Source organism: Dyadobacter bucti, from assembly GCF_005869225.1.
Taxonomy (GTDB): domain Bacteria; phylum Bacteroidota; class Bacteroidia; order Cytophagales; family Spirosomataceae; genus Dyadobacter; species Dyadobacter bucti.
Window position 1 is genome coordinate 527,484 of record NZ_SWFP01000005.1, and the last position, 20,063, is coordinate 547,546.

At 46.2% G+C, this 20,063-nt stretch carries 14 protein-coding genes, 1 tRNA gene and 1 riboswitch; of the genes, 2 read left to right on the top strand and 13 right to left on the bottom strand.

Annotation, left to right across the window (positions count from 1 at the left end):
• Positions 1–11: 11 nt before the first annotated feature.
• The 8 genes from FBF61_RS19050 to FBF61_RS19085 all read right to left on the bottom strand — a co-directional run bounded on the left by FBF61_RS19050 (position 12) and on the right by FBF61_RS19085 (position 12,601).
• Complete coding sequence (locus FBF61_RS19050) at positions 12–3,410, bottom strand: TonB-dependent receptor (RefSeq protein ID WP_138480179.1); 3,399 nt, start codon at positions 3,408–3,410, stop codon at positions 12–14.
• Between the two features lie 182 nt (positions 3,411–3,592).
• Positions 3,593–4,684, bottom strand: a complete 1,092-nt coding sequence (locus FBF61_RS19055) for a FecR family protein (RefSeq protein WP_138480181.1) — start codon at positions 4,682–4,684, stop codon at positions 3,593–3,595.
• Between the two features lie 98 nt (positions 4,685–4,782).
• The gene (locus FBF61_RS19060) at positions 4,783–5,367 is read right to left on the bottom strand and encodes an RNA polymerase sigma factor (protein ID WP_138480183.1); all 585 of its coding nucleotides are present in this window, start codon (positions 5,365–5,367) and stop codon (positions 4,783–4,785) included.
• A 369-nt stretch (positions 5,368–5,736) separates the two neighbouring features.
• Positions 5,737–5,810 (bottom strand) — tRNA-Pro (locus tag FBF61_RS19065).
• Between the two features lie 96 nt (positions 5,811–5,906).
• Complete coding sequence (locus FBF61_RS19070) at positions 5,907–9,338, bottom strand: efflux RND transporter permease subunit (RefSeq protein ID WP_138480186.1); 3,432 nt, start codon at positions 9,336–9,338, stop codon at positions 5,907–5,909.
• Between the two features lie 154 nt (positions 9,339–9,492).
• Entirely contained in the window at positions 9,493–10,626 is a 1,134-nt protein-coding gene (locus tag FBF61_RS19075) for an efflux RND transporter periplasmic adaptor subunit (RefSeq protein WP_138480188.1), read from the bottom strand.
• Positions 10,627–10,683: 57 nt separating this feature from the next.
• Positions 10,684–12,051, bottom strand: a complete 1,368-nt coding sequence (locus FBF61_RS19080) for a TolC family protein (RefSeq protein WP_229215125.1) — start codon at positions 12,049–12,051, stop codon at positions 10,684–10,686.
• A complete protein-coding gene (locus FBF61_RS19085; protein WP_229215126.1) occupies positions 12,041–12,601 on the bottom strand; it encodes a TetR/AcrR family transcriptional regulator in 561 nt (186 codons plus the stop codon). Before FBF61_RS19085 ends, FBF61_RS19080 begins: the two co-directional genes overlap by 11 nt.
• A gap of 631 nt (positions 12,602–13,232) precedes the next feature.
• Here FBF61_RS19085 and FBF61_RS19090 point away from each other — a divergent pair.
• Together FBF61_RS19090 and FBF61_RS35285 are read left to right on the top strand one after the other, a co-directional pair.
• On the top strand, positions 13,233–14,714 hold the full coding sequence (locus FBF61_RS19090) for a type III PLP-dependent enzyme domain-containing protein (RefSeq protein WP_138480190.1): 1,482 nt from the start codon (positions 13,233–13,235) through the stop codon (positions 14,712–14,714).
• Positions 14,715–14,827: 113 nt separating this feature from the next.
• Positions 14,828–14,953, top strand: coding sequence for a hypothetical protein (locus FBF61_RS35285; protein ID WP_262712821.1), 126 nt, complete (start codon positions 14,828–14,830; stop codon positions 14,951–14,953).
• Here FBF61_RS35285 and FBF61_RS19095 read toward each other — a convergent pair.
• The 5 genes from FBF61_RS19095 to FBF61_RS19115 all read right to left on the bottom strand — a co-directional run bounded on the left by FBF61_RS19095 (position 14,950) and on the right by FBF61_RS19115 (position 19,936).
• The gene (locus tag FBF61_RS19095) at positions 14,950–15,474 is read right to left on the bottom strand and encodes a D-glycero-alpha-D-manno-heptose-1,7-bisphosphate 7-phosphatase (protein ID WP_374756623.1); all 525 of its coding nucleotides are present in this window, start codon (positions 15,472–15,474) and stop codon (positions 14,950–14,952) included. The two genes, FBF61_RS35285 and FBF61_RS19095, sit on opposite strands and share 4 nt — an antisense overlap.
• Before the next feature lie 44 nt (positions 15,475–15,518).
• Entirely contained in the window at positions 15,519–16,550 is a 1,032-nt protein-coding gene (gene hemE, locus FBF61_RS19100) for a uroporphyrinogen decarboxylase (protein ID WP_138480194.1), read from the bottom strand.
• 178 nt (positions 16,551–16,728) lie between these two features.
• Positions 16,729–19,176, bottom strand: a complete 2,448-nt coding sequence (locus FBF61_RS19105) for a TonB-dependent receptor (RefSeq protein ID WP_138480196.1) — start codon at positions 19,174–19,176, stop codon at positions 16,729–16,731.
• An 81-nt stretch (positions 19,177–19,257) separates the two neighbouring features.
• Positions 19,258–19,353, bottom strand: a riboswitch (TPP riboswitch).
• A gap of 47 nt (positions 19,354–19,400) precedes the next feature.
• Positions 19,401–19,703 (bottom strand): type II toxin-antitoxin system RelE/ParE family toxin, encoded by a 303-nt coding sequence (locus FBF61_RS35610; protein WP_138480198.1) that lies wholly within the window; start codon positions 19,701–19,703, stop codon positions 19,401–19,403.
• The gene (locus FBF61_RS19115; RefSeq protein WP_138480200.1) at positions 19,703–19,936 is read right to left on the bottom strand and encodes an addiction module component CHP02574 family protein; all 234 of its coding nucleotides are present in this window, start codon (positions 19,934–19,936) and stop codon (positions 19,703–19,705) included. The genes FBF61_RS35610 and FBF61_RS19115 overlap by 1 nt, the downstream gene beginning before the upstream one ends.
• Between the last annotated feature and the right edge of the window lie 127 nt (positions 19,937–20,063).

Genomic DNA, 20,063 nt, shown 5'->3' on the forward strand with positions numbered 1-20,063 from the left:
CAATTTCGGGTTTAGAAAGACAAGGATGCACCAACCGTATAGGTACGCGCGGCCGGATAGGCGTAGCTGTCGAGACTGTACTGCGTGTTACTGCTGAAATTGGAATTGACCTCCGGATCAAAACCCCGGTATTTAGTCAAAGTCACCAGGTTCTGGCCGCTCACATAGGCACGTACCCTTTTGATCCAGCCCGGTTTGAAAGGGATCACATAGCCAAGTGATATATTTTTGAGGCGGACAAAAGAACCGTCTTCTATGTAAAATGAATCTGTGCCCGTGCTTCTCCACTGTCTGATCGAGGGCAAAGAATTGGAAGGTTTGTCAGCCCGCCAGGCGCCTTCTATCACCGTACGCAGCAGGTTATCGCTGGGATCCGATTGCTCCATGGATCTCCGTGTGTCGTTAAGGATTTTATTTCCCTGCACGCCCTGAATGAAAATGGAGAGATCGAATCCTTTAAACGTAAGGTTGTTGGTCATGCCGAAAATGAATTTGGGAAGACCATTGCCCAGGATCTGCCGGTCGGTGGCTTCGTTGAAAATCCCGTCGCCGTTGATATCCTTGTAACGGATGGCACCTGGCAGGTCGCCTGCGCGGGCGAGGTTGCCGGCTGCTGTAATCTCCTCCGCTGTCTGCCAGATCCCATCAAATACATTCCCATAAAATGATCCCACAGACTCTCCAACCTTGACGATGGAATTGTTGGAGAAGATCTGGTCCGCGTTGTTAAGGCGCAGCACCTTGTTTCGGTTGAGAGAAACGTTGGCACTGGTTTTCCATTTCAGGGTCCCATCCAGGTTTACGGTGTTGATCCCCAGCTCGAAGCCGCGGTTAACCAGACTGCCGATATTTCTGGTGACGGTCGTAAAGCCTGTGGTTGCCGGTAGTTCTACCAGCAAGAGCAGGTCGGTCGTGGTTTTAATATAATAGTCCGCTGTAAGCAGGATGCGGTTGCTGAGCAGGCCCAGGTCGAAACCTACGTCAAACTGGGCTGTTTTCTCCCAACGCAGGTCAGGGTTGGCAATGCGGAGCGCCTGATTGATCAACACTTCCTGATCGCCGAAAACCGTTCTTGAGGTTGCATACTGGGAAAGAGAGTTGTACAAACCGATGCCGTCATTTCCCGTAACCCCGTAGCTCACGCGGAATTTCAGATCGCTGACCGCCTCAACACTTTTCATAAAAGCCTCGTCCGACACGCGCCAGGCAAATGCGCCCGAGGGAAAGAAACCGTATTTATTATTGGTCCCAAAGCGGGAAGAACCGTCGATCCGGCCGGTAAGGGTGAAGAGGTAGCGGTCGGACAACCGGTAGTTGACCCGCCCCAGGTACGAATTGAGCCCCCACTCGTTCACTGCACTGCGTGGAGGCAGGGGTTTGCTGCCCATCTCCAGATTGTTTGCTCCGAGGGAATAGTTTGGGAAATCCTGCGCCTCGGCATAAGATCGCTCTTCCCGGTTGCTCTGGAAGGTTACCCCGGCGACCACATCAAATGCATGTGCTCCGCGGGACCCGGAGTAGGTCAGGACGTTTTCATTGAGCAGGTTAAGATTGTTGGCAGAACCGTTGCTGCCATAGCCGTTCTGCGTATTGCCGATCAATGTCTGGGGCGTATAAAAGATACTGCGACGCGTATTGAGCACGTCAGCACCCAGGCTGACGCGGGCTGTCAGCCCTTTCGCGAGGGTAATGTCCGTGAAAACGCTACCCAATATACGATCCGTCAAAAGGGTGTTTGTCGACGTGCGTGCCACAGCCACCGGATTGGCCACAGAACTGAACCCCGAACCCGGTCCGACGTTCAACAGCTGGTAGTTACCGTTGGCATCGAAGACGGGGCTCGCCGGGGAGGCGCGCAGTGCAAGCCCTACCAGACTGAGCGTGCCGGTCTCGTTGACACTGTTGTTGTTGCTCCGGCTGATCGTAAAATTTGTCCCGATCTTTACCCGGTTGCTGATTTTCGCATCCAGGTTGACGCGCGAGGTATATCTTTTAAAACCCGAAGTAATCACGATCCCATCCTGGTTAAAATAGTTGCCGCTGACCAGATAGCGGATCTTGTCGGTGCCGCCAGAAACAGAGAGCTGGTAGCTTTGCATGGGAGCGCTGCGAAAAATCTCTTTTTGCCAGTTGGTTCCCACGCCGTATTCCTCAGGCTTTCTTGGATATGCACCTTTCGGATCGCCGTAACGCTCGGCAAAGTTAAGGTTGCGCAGCTGTTCGTTTTTTGCTGCGGTATGTTCGGCGGCGGTGGCCATGTCCAGCATTTTTGTGATCTGCTGCACACCATAAAATGCTTCGAAATCGACGCTTGCCTGGCCTTCCTTGCCGCGTTTGGTGGTGACAAGTACCACGCCATTTGCTCCCCTGGATCCATAAATGGCTGTTGCAGAAGCATCTTTCAATATTTCTATGGACTCAATATCATTGGGATTGATCGCCGCCAACGGATTGGGGTAGTTGATAGAATTACCTGCGCCACTGGCCGGGTCGGGATTGGTCATCGGGAAACCGTCGATCACGTAGAGGGGATCATTGCTTGCCGAAATGGAGTTGCCGCCCCGTACGCGGATGGTAATACCGCCACCGGGTGCGTTTGACGAATTGGTAACCTGCACCCCCGGCACACGGCCTTGCAGCGCCTGGTTGAACGAGCTGACCGGCTGTTCTTTCAGTTCTGTTGAACCTATTGAAGCTACGGAACCTGTGAGATCGCGTTTCTTGACCACCCCATAACCGACTACGACAACTTCGCTCAGCAGCTTATCGTCCTGTTTCAATATCACATTGAGGTTAGTCTGGTTTCCGAGATTAATTTCCTGGGAAACATATCCGACGAAGGAAAAAACGAGCGTAACGCCGGTACTGGCTATTTCAAGACTGTACTTACCGCTTTCGTCGGTGGTGGCGCCGGTCTGCGTGCCCTTTACGAGGATATTTACGCCCGGCAGCCCAACGCCGGCCTGGTCGGACACAGTGCCAGTGATTTTATCTGCGGGTTTTTCTTCGGTCTTTTCTTTTACAGGCACATCGCCGCTGTTCTCGGGCATGTCGCGTTTCAGAATGATCTGTCTGCCTATGATTTCATATTGCAGGTCAAAGGGTTTCAGTAACTTTTCCAGCACCACCGAAAGTCTTTCATTAGAAAGCTGCAGGGATACTTTCCGGGAAGCCTGGATCAGGTTAGGGCTGTAAGAAAATTTGACGTCCGCGCTCTTTTCGATCGATTTAAGCACAGAGAAGATCTGCTGATTGACTGCCTTCACGGAAACCTTGCGGTTCAGCAGTTCCTGCGCATGCACGTCCGCGCCAAAGGAGATCTGTGCGAGGATAAGGGTCATACAGCATTGTAAAAAAGTCCATTGCATGGTTTTGACTACCCACAGAGGGATAGCGTCAATTATTTTCATAATTTTGATTGTTTTGGTTTAACCAACATTGAAGCAAAACACCCCACATCGGTCTCAAGCGATGTCATGGTAACATGAGCGGGGATTTTCAGGGCCGGTGATGCTGAAACATCACCGGCTTTTTCTTTTCATGATCAGGATATTTTTTAATTCATAAGGTATGGGTTTAGGATTAGGGGAAATTAATTACAGCCGTTTCCGGTGATGATGATCTGGCCGTCCTCGGATTTATATGTCGCCTCAACGCTCCTGCAGATCACATCCAGTTTTTCATAAAGTGACTCGGTAGTCAAATCTGCCGAGAGCTCGCAGCGGGCAAATAAGGCTGCGTCATAAATGATCGGGACACTGTATGCGGTTTTGAGTGTTTCAAAGACTTCGTTCACTGAAGTCCTGGTGAAAACAAATTCCTTTTGCGCAGCATTTGCCCTGACCAATACCGGCTCTTTTACCAGCGAACGCACGAGTTCGGCTTCTTTTCTTGATAAAACGGCCTGTTGGTTAGGGAGTAAAAGCAGATCCTGTACTTTGCCTTCTCCGCTCGCCGTTGACGGTTTGGCATTTTCGGCGATAGAGACAGCCACTTTCCCGGATGTAACATTCACTACAATGTCCTGATCCTGCTCATAGGCTTTGATGTTAAAACTGGTGCCCAATACCTTGGTTACCAGTTCGTTGGAATATACGAAAAACGGACGCTCAGGGTTTTTGGCTACTTCGAAAAATGCTTCTCCGCTCAGGTACACCTCTCTTTTATCCCCCTTGTTGAAGTGTTCGGGAAACGACAAGCGGCTCGCAGGTGCAAGGCGAACTTTACTCCCGTCGGCAAAAACGATGGACATAGGAATGCCGAGGGTATTGACCTTTTCCACCAGGCGTTGCCGTGAATCTGCGATATTGGAATTGTATGAATGTGTTTTCTGATTTGGTTTAGCAAAAAACCAGACACCGAGAAGCAAAATGATCGATGCCGCTGCCGACCAGTAGGGCCAGACAGGTAGCTTCCTCACCGGATGTCCGTTTTCCTGGTTCATCTGCATTTTGATGTTCCTAAGGATCTGCTTTTGCTGATCTTCGGACCCAAAACCTGCCGTTGCCTGGTCGCTGAGCGTCAATAGAAGGTGACGTGCCTGAGCAACTTCCGCGGATTTTTGAGGATACCCGTCGAGTATTTTTTGCCAAAATGCATTAGACTCGTCGGTAGGAGATTGTACCCAGTTGCGAAATGCATCATCTTCCAGAAAGTCCCTGACCGAGTAGTTTGCGTAATCCATATAAACCGGTATCGAAAATGGTGTTAGTTCCGTTTTTAGATACAGAGCGTGGTCAGGATGATTTTAACCTTGCAAAAGCAATATTTTTAAGGAAAAAATTAATAAATAATCAAAAAGCTTAAAATCAGGATAATAGCTACTCTTTTTAAAATAGTCAGTGCTTTTTGTACAAGATTTCGGGCAGTTTGCTCCTTAATGTTAAGCATTGCAGCCACCTGGGCGTATTCGAGATTGTGGTAGTATCGGAGCAAAAGTGCTTCGTTTTGGCGGGGAGGCAGCTGGTCGAGCCAGCGGCGGATTTGCTCGGATTGTTCAAAAGTTTCTTCGTGGCCCGCATAGACGGACTCTGGTGACAGGTCTACAGGAAGCAGGTTTTCATCAAGCTCTTCCCAGTCCTGACGGTGTGGCTCATTTTTCAGGTTTTTTACAATTTCCCTCCTTACAGATCTGAACAAGTAAAATCTTACCGATTCGGCCTGGCTGAGTGTGTGACGGTTGCGCCAGATATTGATAAAAAGGTCCTGAATGGCGTCGCAGACGATTTCATCCGCGGCTAATCGCTTCCCATAACTGAAAAGTACCTGGAAATACTGATTGTACAAAGACTCGAACGCAGACTCGTCACCTGCTCGCATCGCTGCCCAGAGTTCCTGATCGTCGATATGTTCATCGCTTTGTTTCAAGGATTTGTTTTTCCGCAAATAAAAACAAAAAACCTTGAAAAAGTCAAAACATTACGTCTCGCAGTAAGTCTGAGTGTTGATCCAATTGAGGGATGTGCAAAATGATGTTGAAAAACGTGGCTGAAATGAAAACGACCCGGGTATCAACTGCCGGATGATTTATCGACGTTGGGCGATAGCGTTTGCATTAGGTGCTGAGCCGATGAGAGATTCTTTGCCACAAGTGCGGGAGTGGATAGGACGAAAAGTAATCTGCTGTTTACTATATTTTCAATCTGCCGGTACGCTTTGAGAGGAGATCTACAAGCAGAAAATGTTCAACAAAAACAGGCTTTCAAGTTGTTACACTTAAAAGCCTGATAATCAATGTCGGGATGACAAGATTCGAACTTGCGACCCCTAGCACCCCATGCTAGTGCGCTACCGGGCTGCGCTACATCCCGAACTCTTTGGGGTTGCAAATCTAGGAATTTTTAGATTATTGTCTATTTCTGACGGGAAAATTTCAGTCAAAAACAGACAATAATTATCAGATTCAATTAGATTGTTTCATTCTGCCAATTAGGATTCACAACTTCCTGCTTACCTTTTCTGAACCATTTTTCCCTAACCCGCTCATTTACATAATACATACAAGGTACTATTACCAGCGTAAGAATAGTGGAGAATGTAAGCCCGTAAATGATAGTCCATGCCAGAATATTCCAGAACACCGCACTGGGACCTCCTATAATCAGATGAGGTGCCAGGTCACGGAATAGCCCAACAAAGTCAACGGTGATACCGAGGGCCAGCGGGACAAGCCCCAATACCGCGGCAGAAGCTGTGAGGAGTACTGGTGTCAGACGAATTGCACCACCTTCAATGATCGCTTCCCGCATCGGATACCCGCGTCCCCGGAGTTCTTCGATGAATTCAATGAGCAGAATCCCGTTTTTCACAACAATACCTGCCAGGGCGATGATACCGACACCGGACATGATAATGGAGAAATCTTTATTGAAAATGATAAACCCTAACAATACCCCGATCAGCGACAGAACAATGGTAAAGAAGATAATGAAAGGTTTCACCACCGAGTTGAATTGCGTTGCCAGGATCAGGTAGATCAGGAGTATCGCGGCGCCGAAAGCGGTTCCTAAAAACGCCATAGATTCGTTTTGTTCTTCCTGCTCACCGCCCATTTTGATGGTATAGCCGTTGGGAACTTCCATTTCTTTCACAAGGCCTTCAATTTGTGCCACAATCTCGTTGGCGTTGTAGCCGGGCATCACATCCGAGCCAAGGGTCACGATCCGACGTTGATCCTGGCGGTTGATCTGGCTGAATGTTGTGGAATAATGAATATTGGCTACGGAGGTAATCGGAACCTGACGTAATGCCCCTCCCATTACCATATCCCGGTATACTACATTCAGGCTCAGCAGTTTTTCGATCTGTTCGCGGTCATCTTTTTTGAGACGGACCATAATCGGATACTCATCTTTATCGTCCCTGAATTTGGAAACTTCCAGCCCAAACAATGCAGTACGTACAGCCAGCGCTACCTGCTGGGAGCTGATACCTTCGCGTTGCGCTTTTTCCCGGTCAATATCGATCACGATCTCTGGCTTGTTGGTTACAAGATCCGAGCGGAGCTGGTCAATTCCTTCGATTCCCGATTCCTGAACACGTTTTAGTACGTCCTTTTCCAGTTTTTGTAACACAGCAAAGTCATCGCCGGAGATTTCTATAGAGATCGGCTTTCCGGTAGGCGGGCCGACCGCTTCACGTTCTACCGAGATTTCGGCGCCTGGAATACCGGAAACGGCATCACGGATCTTACCCAAAATTACCTGCGTGGAACGCCCGCCCCTTTCGGTACCGTAAACAAAAGCTACGGTCACTTTTGACTTATGCGGAGTTGCCGAGCGGTCAGGATTGTAAGGGTCACCGGCATTTTTACCGACGTTGGCGATCACCGAATTGACCATGTCCATCGCCTTTTCTTTTTCGAGGACCTCAAATACCTTTTTCTCAATCACCTTGGTTACCGAATCCGTTACCCGGGCGTCGGTACCGATCGGAAGTTTGTTGTACACATATACATAATCCGGGTCACCGCTTGGGAAAAACAAGACTTTGGGCTGTACGACACCTGTCAGGAAAAATGTGAAGAACAACAGTACGACCATGGACACGATCGCGATGACCGGTCTCCATCCACGCAAAATCCAGTCGATAAGCTTGCGGTAATTGTTTTTTAACGCAGGTAACAAGCGGTCCTGGAAAGGCACCAGAATATGAGGCGTGAGTATATAATGATTAAAAATGTACAGGATCAGGATAAGGATAAAGAAATTCCCGATTCCGCGATCAATAAGATACCCGATCAAAGCAGCAACTCCAAGAATGATAAGTGGCCTGCGGATACCTTTGAAACTCGTGTCATGGGCCTCTTTTTCATCTTCATGCCTTCCCATAAATGAGACCGCAAAAACCGGGTTCATTACATAGGCCACAAAGAGGGACGCGCCAAGCGTAATAATCAGGGTCAGCGGCATGAATTTCATGAATTCCCCGACAATACCTGTCCAGAAAAGGAGCGGGAAAAATGGCGCGATGGTCGTTAGCGTTCCAGAAAGTACTGGAATAAATACCTCACCGGCAGCGGCCTTTACCGCTTGCTGTATTGTCCAGTCCTTATGGTTGTTGAAAAGCCTGTGCGTGTTTTCAATTACCACGATCGCATCATCTACAACAAGCCCGATGCCTAGGAGGAATGCAAACAACACAATCGTGTTCAATGTGAATTCGGTACCTACCATCGGCCCGATAATCGGCATCATCACAAATGCCACCAGGGCAGAAAGCGGAACGGATAACCCTACAAATATGGCATCCCTGACACCCATAAAGAACATCAGAACCATTACTACGAAGATAAAGCCTAGCACAACAGTATTGATCAGATCATGTAGGTCAGCCCTTGTCTGTACCGACTGATCTGCCGTGATCGTAATATCAAGGCCCTGCGGGAAACGGTTGGCCCGGTATTCAGCGAGCACTTCTTCAATTTTATCGGAAGCATCCACAAGGTTTTCGCCTGAACGTTTGATTACGTTCAGCGTGATTACCGATTTGTTGGCGAGCCTCGCAAAATCCTGTTGTTCTTCAAAATTGTCTGTTACCTCAGCAACATCTCCCAGACGGATGACCGCCCCGGTGCTTGTGCGAATCCGGATGTTCGCCATGTCTGCTACATCAGTATATTCGCCTTTTACACGCAGTGTCCTGCGTACCCCTTCCACATTTAATTCACCACCCGAAATATTGATGTTTTCTCCCTGCAGAGCTGACTGGATGTCAAAGAAAGACAAGCCGGTCGACTGCATTCTTGGTAGGTCCACGTTGATCTGGATTTCCCGGTTCAGTGCTCCCAGAATGTCTACCCGCGTAATTTCGGGAAGCGCTTCAATTCCGTCCTGCAAATCTTCCGCATACTCTTTCAGTTGTTTTAATGAATAGTTGCCCGCAATGTTGACGTTCATGATCGGGAATTCCGAAAAGTTTACGTCCTGGGCCGTGGGGCCTGTGTCCAGTTTTTGGGGTAGATCAGTTTTCGCCTTGTCGATCGCGTCACGGACCCGCTGCAATGCATCTTCGACCTGGACATTCGGCGTAAACTCAACCAGGATTACTGATACGTCCTGCAAAGCATTCGATTTGATCTTTTTTACACCATTCAGCGACTTAAGCTGCTTTTCGATAGGCTTGTTGATGGTGTTCTCAATATCGGCGGGTGCCGTACCGAAGTAAACGGTATTGATATAGATCTGCGGAATTTTGATGTCCGGGAACTGTTCCTTGGGCAGGTTATTGTAAACCATAAACCCTGCCAGTGTGATGATAAACGTGAAGATGTAGATCGTCGTACGGTTTTCAACACACCAGTTGGTGAAGCCAAGGGTTTTATATTCTTCAAATTTCATACGAAACTAATGTTGAATGAGTGAATGACTGAATGAGCGGTCGCCGCTGCGATGAATGAGTGAATGACCGAATGATTGAATGACTGAATAAAAAAATGCATACAATTCACGACCATAAATGACCTAACCGACTGATCATCACCCAATCGTTTGGCTAGTAGCTGATCGGCTGGCCGTCGGATACTTCCTGGTAGCCCAGTGTGATGAGCTGATCGCCGGCTTTAAGGCCTTCCAGTATTTCTATTTTCCCGTTGTAGCTCAAACCTGTTTTAACAGTCTTTGCTTTTGCCACTTTTTTATTTCCTTCCGCCTCAGCTACATAAACTACATTGCCGGTTTCCGTACTTTGAACAAAGTTCTGATCGATTACTAATGCATTTTTGCTGGTAGCATCATTGATCTCGATCTGCGCCATCATATTGGGCTTGATATCTTTTGCCGATGGAAGGTTCGCCTCAATCGTAAATGTCCGTGACAGCGGGTCCACTGTGGTGCTCACGAATGAAATGCGCACTTTGTATTCCCTTTTCAGGTCCGGAAATTTCACGATCACTTCGTCTCCTTTTTTCACGCTTGCAGCATAAGTATCCGAAACTTTCGCAGTAACCTTCAGATTGCTGAGATTGACCACGCGGACCACGCCAACTCCCGGAGAAGCCATTTCGCCCACTTTCACATTTACCTGATCCACTACACCCGACATCGGCGAAATGATCTTAGTCTGGGAAAGCTGGGTATTGAGTGTGACAAGCTTTCTTTCGATAGATTCCTTATTATTTTTCGCCTGAAGGTATTGCAGCTCGGTCCCGATTTTCTGGTCCCAAAGGTTTTTTTGTTTTTCATAAAGCGTATTGATCAGGCTGAGCTGGGTCTTCACTTCCTCTATCGATTCAGTCAGGATGCTGTCGTCGATTTTTCCGATCACTGTGCCGGAGTTTACATAATCGCCTTCTCTCACATACATAGCAGTAACTGCACCACCTGATTTCGGTGTGATCAGTACATTGTTTTTAGCATCAACAGTACCCTGAAGTTCTACATAACGTTTGAACGTTTCAGCGTTTAGCGTGGCGACTGTAACTGGCTTAACCTTCGCTTCGGCTGCCTTTTTAGGATCGAGCTTGGCGATTTCTATTTCCAGTGCTTTGATTTTATCGGCTGTGGCTGCTTGTTCGGTTTTCAGTTTGGCTAATTCCTCTTTTTTGCCTGCCAGACCTTCTTTTTTCTCTCCTGAGCAGGATGCGAGCAAGGTGGCTACGGTTGCAATGAATAAAATATGTCTTTTCATGATATAGGTAAGTAGCTGTTTCAAATTTTGTTTTGGTATTAATGTGTTTGTCATTTCTCAGTTTTCGGAGTAAAGTTCTCCTCTGGCTTTACTAAGGTCCACTTTGGCGATCATCAGATCATAAAGCGCAGTGAAGTAGTTTGTCTGAGCTTCTTTGAATGATGATTCAGCATTGATTACCTCAATGTTAGAGCCTACGCCTTCTTTGTATTTGATTTTCGAAACACGCACGATTTCTTCTGCCAGGTCCAGGTTGCGTTTTTGCGTTTCCAGTGTAGCAAAAGCATTTTTGATATTGATATTAGCCTGGTTCGTTTCGAGATCAATAGACTGTTTCAGCAGCAGCTGGCTGTTTTTAACTTTATCCAGCGCAATCTTCTTCTGGTCGATCTGGTAACGTTTTGTAAAACCATCAAAAATAGGGATGTTGACGTTCAGGGAAAGTACCGAGCTGTTGAACCATCTCGAACTGAAAAGGTCACCGAATTTGTCGCGTCCGTTGTTATGACCGTAGCCCAGCGATGCCGAAACAGTTGGCAGATAACCAGCTCTGATGTTCCGCAGATCAAGCCCGGCCAGTTTTTCCTGCGTGTTTAACAAAGAATACTCGATCCGGTTTTCGTAGCTAATGCCCGATTGTTGTATGCTGGTATTGAGAGAGTCGAGATTCACATTGTTGATGTTGTCGCTTAGTTTCAGGGATTCCTGAGGAGGCATTCCCATCTGGTATCTCAGCAGCGCATAACTCAGCTCGATCAGGTTCTGTACTTTCTGTCGTTCCGTTCTGAGGTTATTGATCTGTACTTCGATCCGGTTTACATCCAGAAGCTCCACAAACCCGCTCGCATTCATGGCTTTGGTTTCGATCATGAGCGAGTCGACCCTGCCGATATTCAGGTCGAGCAATTTGGCCCGTTCTTCCGCAACCTGTGCAGAGTAGTAGGCTTTTGTCACTGCTTCTGCTACCGTTACTTTCGACTGAACCGTATTTTTCTGGGCCAGTTCACGGTAGGTGGCTGCCGCTTTCAGTCCTATGAAATACGAACCGCTGAAAATAAGCTGGTTGAGTGTACTGGAAACACTTCCGGCGTATTTAATGCCGAAAGGGATTGCGATCGGCGGCTCGTCCGTTGGTACGGTAGGGTCCCCAAAAGCGTTGGCAGGCAGGAATACCCTCTGAATGATAAGGTTGTCCGTCAGGTTGAAATTGGCACTGACCTGTGGTAACCCCGCTGCCCTGATCTCGCCAATACGTGCTTCTGCTGAAACAGCGTCCAGCTGTGTATTTTTGATATTCAGGTTGTGTTTGATGGCATAGTCGACCGCCTCTGCAAGGGAATAAGATTCCTGAGCGCGGGAATGGACAAAACTGAGCAGAATAGCGAGCAAGGCCATGCTTCCGCGTATTAATTGATCATTTTTCATGGGTGTTGAATTCGATTTCTGATTTTTGGTTTATAGTGTTATAGTACTCAAATCCTTTTTCTGAAAGGATCCCTCTTAAGAAATGATGCAGAAACTGCATTTGTGTGTCCAGCATATTGAATTTGTTAGGCGGGAAAATGGTAGGATCAAACGCCATTACGATCTGTTCCATACGGAGCAATGAAAGTATCTCCACGTCAATGTCCCTGCGGTATAGTCCCAGCTCGATACCCTGATTGAGGTTGTCGTGCATGCTTTTGATGATATACTCATGCTTGTAGGTTTGGAACAGTTCCCAGGCGCCGGGGTAGTATTTTTTCAGATCATACAAGAATGTCGGGTTGATGTTGTTAAGTGTCTCCCGAAGCTGGCCTGTGGCGGAAATTACCTGATCAATCGGGTTGGATGCATTCTCATCCAGCTTTTTCATCACACATTTCTGTGTTTCAATCTCTTCTTTGATTACGATGGCAAGGATCGCCTCCTTGTCTGCATAATGCTGGTAAATGGTCCGCTTAGAAATTCCCAGATCTTTGGCAATATCATCCATCGTAACGCTTTTGATCCCATAGCGCCAGAAAAGATGTAGTGCTGATTTATAATTCGTTCTTTCACAAAACAAATTTGAAATTTTCTAATGATAAAAACTAAGAAAACTCTAAGGATTTCAAAAGTTTTCTGGTGCTGAACGTATACCGTGAGACTTTTTCTGATGTTCTAATATATGCTGTTTTTTAACAATCTGTTTCATAATTAGTTATGTTGATGAAGTTTCTCCAAATGATAATATAATTTCAGTTGGCAGATTAAGTTTTTGTTAATATTACGAATGTTGGTATTTCTGTCAATTGTAATATATCAAGAAATTATTTACTCGCGAAAGAGCCCGAACATGGCTCAATGCTTCGTCGTAAACCGGTTACAGCATTGACAAAGACGCCTAGATCTAGGCAGCGGGCACAAAACACGATAACTAAAAAGGATTAAAGGGAATAATAGCAGTATGAACCCACGAAAAAACGAGATAAATTAGTTTGGGACGGGAATGATTTAGAAGTATTTAATGTTTGGAATTGACACATATTCTGATGAATTTTCGAGTCTTTTTGTGACCTGTTAAGATCAGTTTTCAATTATTATTAACTCACAATTCACTAATTGCCATCGCTACAAACAAATCAATGAAAAGCTACATTGACCTGATTCAGCAAACGTTCGAGTTCCCGACTATGGAGTTTAACGTTGATAATAATGAGTTGCTGTTCAACAATGTACCACTGATGGATATCATCAAAGAACATGGTACGCCGTTAAAGATCAATTATCTGCCCAAGATCGGTGAGCATATCGAAAACGCGAATATGTTTTTCCGGAATGCTTTCAAAAGGCACAATTACAAAGGAAGTTACACCTATTGTTACTGTACCAAGTCCTCCCATTTCAGTTTTGTGCTGGAAGAGGCTTTGAAGCATAATATCCATCTTGAAACTTCTTCGTCTTTTGATATACCCATTATAAGGGAATTGTACCGCCGGGGAAAGGTGAACAAATCCACTTTCATCCTGGCAAACGGTTACAAGCTTCCGCGCTATACCCAATATCTGAGCGAGCTGATCAACGAGGGCTTCAATGTGATCCCCATTCTGGATAACCTGAAAGAAATTGAATCTTACGAACAGCAGGTAACAGCCGATACGGTCAATTTTGGGATGCGCATCGCAACCGACGAAGAGCCGAATTTTGCATTTTATACATCCAGGCTTGGTATCAGGTACAACGATGTACAGCAGCTTTATAAAGAGAAAATTGAGCCGAATCCGAGGTTCAAGCTGAAAATGCTGCATTTCTTTATCAATACCGGCATCAAGGACAGTGCGTATTACTGGAGTGAATTGACCCGGTTTATGTTCAAGTACTGCGAGATGCAGAAGATCTGTCCCGAACTGGATTCTATCGATATCGGCGGCGGTCTTCCGATCCAGACGTCACTGCAGGCTGGGTACGATTACCAGCAGATGATCGATGAGATCATCGAAAACATCCAGTGGATCTGTAACAAGAACAACGTTCCCGTGCCACATATCTTTACAGAATTCGGAAGTTATACGGTAGGGGAGAGTGGCGCGGTCATTTATGAGATCATTGATAAAAAACTCCAGAATGACAAAGAACTCTGGTATATGATCAATGGATCGTTTATCACCCAGCTTCCCGACTCCTGGGGCATGAACCAGAAATACATCATGCTGCCGATCAACAACTGGGATAGTCCTTATCAAAAAGTGAACCTCGGCGGCCTGACGTGCGATTCGCAGGATTTTTATAACAGCGAAATGCACAGCGCCGATTTGTATATGCCGATTTTTGAAGAAGATTCGGAAAAACAGTACATCGGATTCTTCCATACGGGTGCTTACCAGGAATCTCTGGGCGGTTATGGCGGGATTCAGCATTGCCTTATTCCGGCGCCGAAGCATGTTTTGGTGGATAAAGATGAAGACGGGAAGATCGTAACGCGTGTTTTTGCCGAAGAACAGAACAGTGATTCGATGCTTAAAATTCTGGGCTTTAAAGACGAATCGTTTACTGTTCCCGAAAAGAATGTAGGTACAGAAATGCGGCCGATCGAGGAAGAGGAGGAATTGGTCGAAACAAAAATCTGAGTTTGATATAAAGTTCTTTGGATGAGTTCGTTATTAGTCAGTCTGAAACACTCATTCAAAGAATTTATTTTTATATTTTTGCGATGACATTGAAATTATACACGACAAGACAAATGAAAAAGCTAATAATTCTTCTTGCGATTTGCGGAACCCTGGCAGTTTCTTCATGTACCAAACATGCCTGCCCTGCTTACGGATCCACACAAAAAACAGTTCAGCCAGCTGCCGAACGCGTTTAATTCTGATTCTCCAATATAATCCAAGCCGCGGCCAATAAGTTGATGGCAGCGAAATCTCCCGCAGAAATTTCTGTTTTCGGGATGATATGAATGGTTTTCAATCCTACTTTTTGTCCTGCTTCCATATCCCTGTCCCTGTCACCGATCATCCACGATTGATCCGGGTCAATTTTATATTTGGCAATTGCTTTTTCCAGCAGTAATGAACCCGGTTTTCTTGAAAGCGAGTTTCCTGAATATTGGGGATGATAAGGGGAAAAATAAATATCGTCCAGCGCGTTACCAGAAGCTTCCTGCATTTTTTGATGAATAGCATAAACTGCCTCGGGGTCGTATAAACCTTTTGCGATTCCTGCCTGGTTGGTGATGACAATCAGGAGGTAACCTGCATTTTTTAAAAGTTGCAGAGCTTCTGTTACTCCATCAGGGATGACAAGATCTTCAAGCCGGTATAGGTAGTCACTTCTGTCTTCGTTCAACACGCCGTCGCGGTCGAGGAAAACACATTTTCTTTTGGACAAGGGAATGAATTTTGAATAAAAAATAAACTGTAATTGTCAGGAAATCAATATCCTGTCGAAAACTCTTTTACAGACTCGATAAAACAACGCACTTTATCAGGGTTGGTATCAGGATATACACCGTGACCGAGATTGGCAATGTAACGCTGCGTGCCGAACTGGTCCAGCATTTTCTTTACCTCAGATCTGATCTGGTCAAAAGAAGAGTACAGCACACAAGGGTCAAGATTACCCTGCAATGTTTTATTGGGGATTAATTCCCTTGATTCAGCAATGTCCATATTCCAGTCGAGGCCTACTACTGAGCAGTTCAATAAGCTGATTTCTTTTCTTGCAAAAAAAGCGCCCTTTGCGAAAACAGTTACCGGTACTTCGGTAATTGCGTCACAGATCTGTTTGATATATGGCAAAGAAAACGCCCTGTACTGCTCGGGTGAAAGAATGCCTGCCCAGGAATCAAAAACCTGCACCAGATCGGCACCTGCGGCTATTTGAGCTTTGAGGTATGCGATCGTGCTGTCGGTGATTTTTTGCAGCAGCAAATGTGAAAATTCAGGATCGGCATACAAGTGCTTCTTGGCAACTGAAAAAGTCTTGGAGCCTTTTCCTTCCGTCATGTAACAGAAAATCGTGAAAGGTGCACCCGCAAAACCGATCAGCGGAATGCGGTTTTCCAGCCCCTGCTTTGTCAATTTTATTGCATCCAGAACGTATTTCAGATCTGTTTCCGGCTCCGCAATGTGTAGTTTCTGAAGATCGTCTACCGTATGAACTGTCGAGGGGAAAAAAGGTCCCCGCTGCTCGATCATTTCATAGGGCAGCCCCATGGCTTCGGGAATGACAAGGATGTCGGAAAATATGATTGCGGCATCTACTCCGAGTAAATCCACCGGCTGCAAAGTCACTTCCGCAGCCATTTCCGGCGTGGTAGCCAGTTTTATAAAACTTCCGGCTTTTTCACGGACGGCCCTGTATTCAGCCAAAATCCGCCCTGCCTGACGCATCATCCAAACAGGCGTGCGTTCCACTTTCTCACCACGCGCCGCCCGAAGCAAAAGATCATTTTTCAATTTCATCCGGCAAAGGTATGGAGAAAGTGGTTAAGGAGGGTGTTGTGAAAAAAACTATATCCACAACCTTGTTCTATACACCTCATTTCGTTGGGTTAGATTTTATAGATGTATATAAGTGTTGGCCAAATATACAAATGACTAACCCAATGTGTATCTATCAGAACTTTCGCAAATTCTCCCCTCAAAACTTAAAACTAACCCCAACCAGAAAGTTTCTCCCCGCTTGCGGGAAGTAGAAGTTTTCCTGGGTCAGAGCGCCGCCCGCGAGGTAGCCGTAGGTATAACCATTGGATTCATACTGCTCGCTCAGTACATTGTTTACCAGTAGGTTAAAGGATATTTCTCTTGTCCAGGCGGGTTTGATAGTCCAGGTGAGGCGGACGTCGTTGGTGAAATAGGCGTCAAGTTTCCGGGTTTCGCTGGAAGTATTATCGAGGTATTGTTTGCCGACATACTTGGTCAAAAGCGCCAGTTCAAGATTCGTTTTCGGGCTGTATGTAAGCTGGCTTCCCACGATCACATTCGGGGAAAATGAAATGTCTGATTTTCCGTGATCGACGGTCTGGTAGCCTCCGTTGTCGTAATCGACAATATATTCAGTGAAATTATTGATCTTGTTCTGGCTGAATGTGGCATTGGCATTCCATTTCAAAAATTTGCTGAAAGCAACCGCCCCTTCCAGCTCGACACCGGTACGGTAGCTTTTCGGAACATTAACCCTGATCGAATTGCCGACATCGTTGATCTGTCCGGTCAGTACGAGCTGGTTTTTGTACTTCATCAGATAATAATTTGCCGCGAAAGCCCAGATGCCTTTTTGAGTGCGGAAGCCTGCTTCCAGGTTTTGCAGAGACTCATTTTTAGGGAATAATCCGGCAGTTGAGGATGTGAAATCGTCCCGGTTGGGTTCCCGGTTTCCTACACTGTATGACGCATAAACCGAGCTTTGTTCAGCCAGACGGTAGGTCAGCCCCGCCTTCGGATTTACAAATGAATATGATTCGTCAAAAGCGAGCTGAGTCAGATCGTTATCGGTACCTGAAATTCTATGGCTCACCTGCCTGAACTGGATATCTGCGAATGCATTGAGTTTATCCGTAAACTGGTAATACAACTTTCCATACACATTGAAATCCTTTTTGGTACCGTCGCTGTAATAGTACCGGTGCTCGTTTTCAATGTTTCCGGCATTACGCGCCCAGATAATCTGTCCGTAGTGATCGCCATCATACTGGTTCCAGCCGCCGCCAATGCTGGCAGTGAGCTTTTTAAAGCTGTTGTAATCCAGAGAAAAGGTGCTCCCGTAAAAGTAATTGTCAAGCCACCTGCGGCGGATGAGGTCGGTTGAAGTGAGGGTATCGCTGCCGACCACGATATTAGGCAGATTATAGCTGCTGTAATCGTCCTGCGTGCGGTATTGTTCATAATATCCGAGGCCGCGGACCAGAAATGCGTTGAGATTAAAAATCCATTTATCGCCTAAGTTATGTGAGGAAACGATCTGATAATGGTCCTGCCGGTAGTTATCGACTTCGTTTTTATAAGTGTAGGAATTATAGGTACGGTCGTCGGAATTGAGCAGGTTTTGGGCATCTTTTTCGCCAATGCCGTTGCGGTCAATGTAAGCCAGAATCCCTTCCCGGTCCCCCCGCAGCTTGGCTTCCGGCACACCGTTCCACGACTGGTAGGTTCTTTCTCTTCCTGAAAAAACATTCACCCTTACAAAACTTTTCTTGCCAAAATAACCACCCGACAAATAATAAGAATGCAGCTCAGAAGACGCCCTGTCCACAAAACCATCCGATGAAACTCTCGATAATCTTGCATCGAAAGTGAATTTATCCTTAACCAGTCCGGAACCCAGTTTGATCGTATTTTTGAATGTGTTGAAAGAACCGTAAGAATTGTTCAGTTCCGCATAAGGTTCCTGGCGAAAAGCATTGGTATTGATGTTAACCGTTGCACCGAAAGATCCTGCTCCGTTAGTGGAAGTTCCAACGCCCCGCTGGATCTGGATACTGCTGACAGAAGAGGCAAAATCAGGCATGTTGACCCAAAAAACACCCTGGCTTTCGGCATCGTTATAGGGAATTCCGTTGACAGTCACATTGATACGCGTTGCATCGGAGCCGCGGATACGGATGCCGGTGTAACCCACGCCGCCGCCGGCATCACTGGTACTGACGAGGGATGGAGTAAAGTTGAGCAATACCGGCAGGTCCTGACCGAGATTTTGTTTATTAATGGCCTCCGCGCTGACATTGGTATAGGCCATACCCGTTTTATCGTTGACGCGGGTTGCATTGATAATTACTTCATCAGCCTGAAAAGTACTTTTGCTTAATTTGATTTCCAGTTCATCATTTCCGGAAACTTTAATGCTGGCTGATTGGTAACCAACATAGGATACGTCCAGGGCAGTAATATTCTCTGAAAGGTTTTTTAAAGTAAAACTTCCGTTTTTATCAGTAACGGCACCACGAATCTCCCCCGCTTTGACGGAAGCGCCGGGCAGCGGTTTGCCATCCTCGCTATCGGTCACATATCCGGTAATGGTTTTTTGGGCAAAAACAGATGAGATAAATAAAATGCTGAACAACAGTGTCAGACAGGTCGTAACTTTTCGCATTGCGATAACTGGTTGTTACGAACAGGCAAGGGGCCACCTATCCTTTTGGTATAAATAAAAAATTGATTCGGGACAGCTGTAAAACTGTGCTCGTTCTCTCCCTACGCCGGCATTACCCGGATCAGGTTTTATGGGTATGATCTCAGCCCGTTCGGTAGGGCACCCCTTTGAGATTATGCTACAAAGCTAGCGCACAATTGCGGATGATTCAATATAAAAGGGAATTATTGTTGCCGCTCAGTCCAGATGTCAGGATTCTGGCTGGTATGCAGAACTGCCGTAACAATGACTGACCGGTCATTTTCATTAACCACAAAATGAATGAGGAAAGGAAATATATCGACAACTGCTGTGCGGACTGTCGAATACCTGACGACGTAATGATGTGGGTTAAGGCAAATTCTACGAACTTTTTGCCTTATGAATTGGGTAAAACGTTTTCCTTGTCCAGGTTGTTTTTCGTTGTACCAGATAGCAGCGTTAAGAATATCTTTCTTAGCCGGCTTAAGAATTACGGCTCTGTACATCAAAGATCATTGTCAATATCGTCGAGCGCGCTATTGAAATCGAGAGCTTGTCCCGGGTCGTTTTTGTAGTTTTCCAGCCTCTCTACAACGAGATCTTTGTGCGCTTTTGGAATTTGATATGCTTCTTCCAGTTCAATTTCCTGGTATTTGCTTTTCAGGTCATTCCATTCTGATATAGGGATATAAACGCCCGTTGTGATACCCTGGCTGTCGGAAATATATTCTAGTTTCATGATTGTGTGGTTTTCGCTTGAACTGCTATTTACAAATATAACGAATTTTTAACTCAGTATTTGAAATGCCCATCAGGTTTAGAATAGTAACCTTTTCGCTATTTTTACAAGACTGAAACCTAATACT

What these genes read in the sequence shown, in the direction of transcription:
- FBF61_RS19070 (WP_138480186.1), bottom strand. Translation starts at nt 9,338, where the DNA reads ATGAAATTTGAAGAATATAAAACCCTTGGCTTCACCAACTGGTGTGTT.
- FBF61_RS19085 (WP_229215126.1), bottom strand. Translation starts at nt 12,601, where the DNA reads ATGGATGATATTGCCAAAGATCTGGGAATTTCTAAGCGGACCATTTAC.
- FBF61_RS19090 (WP_138480190.1), top strand. Translation starts at nt 13,233, where the DNA reads ATGAAAAGCTACATTGACCTGATTCAGCAAACGTTCGAGTTCCCGACT.
- FBF61_RS19080 (WP_229215125.1), bottom strand. Translation starts at nt 12,051, where the DNA reads ATGAAAAATGATCAATTAATACGCGGAAGCATGGCCTTGCTCGCTATT.
- FBF61_RS19105 (WP_138480196.1), bottom strand. Translation starts at nt 19,176, where the DNA reads ATGCGAAAAGTTACGACCTGTCTGACACTGTTGTTCAGCATTTTATTT.
- hemE (WP_138480194.1), bottom strand. Translation starts at nt 16,550, where the DNA reads ATGAAATTGAAAAATGATCTTTTGCTTCGGGCGGCGCGTGGTGAGAAA.
- FBF61_RS35285 (WP_262712821.1), top strand. Translation starts at nt 14,828, where the DNA reads ATGAAAAAGCTAATAATTCTTCTTGCGATTTGCGGAACCCTGGCAGTT.
- FBF61_RS19075 (WP_138480188.1), bottom strand. Translation starts at nt 10,626, where the DNA reads ATGAAAAGACATATTTTATTCATTGCAACCGTAGCCACCTTGCTCGCA.
- FBF61_RS19115 (WP_138480200.1), bottom strand. Translation starts at nt 19,936, where the DNA reads ATGAAACTAGAATATATTTCCGACAGCCAGGGTATCACAACGGGCGTT.
- FBF61_RS19055 (WP_138480181.1), bottom strand. Translation starts at nt 4,684, where the DNA reads ATGGATTACGCAAACTACTCGGTCAGGGACTTTCTGGAAGATGATGCA.
- FBF61_RS19050 (WP_138480179.1), bottom strand. Translation starts at nt 3,410, where the DNA reads ATGAAAATAATTGACGCTATCCCTCTGTGGGTAGTCAAAACCATGCAA.
- FBF61_RS35610 (WP_138480198.1), bottom strand. Translation starts at nt 19,703, where the DNA reads ATGTACAGAGCCGTAATTCTTAAGCCGGCTAAGAAAGATATTCTTAAC.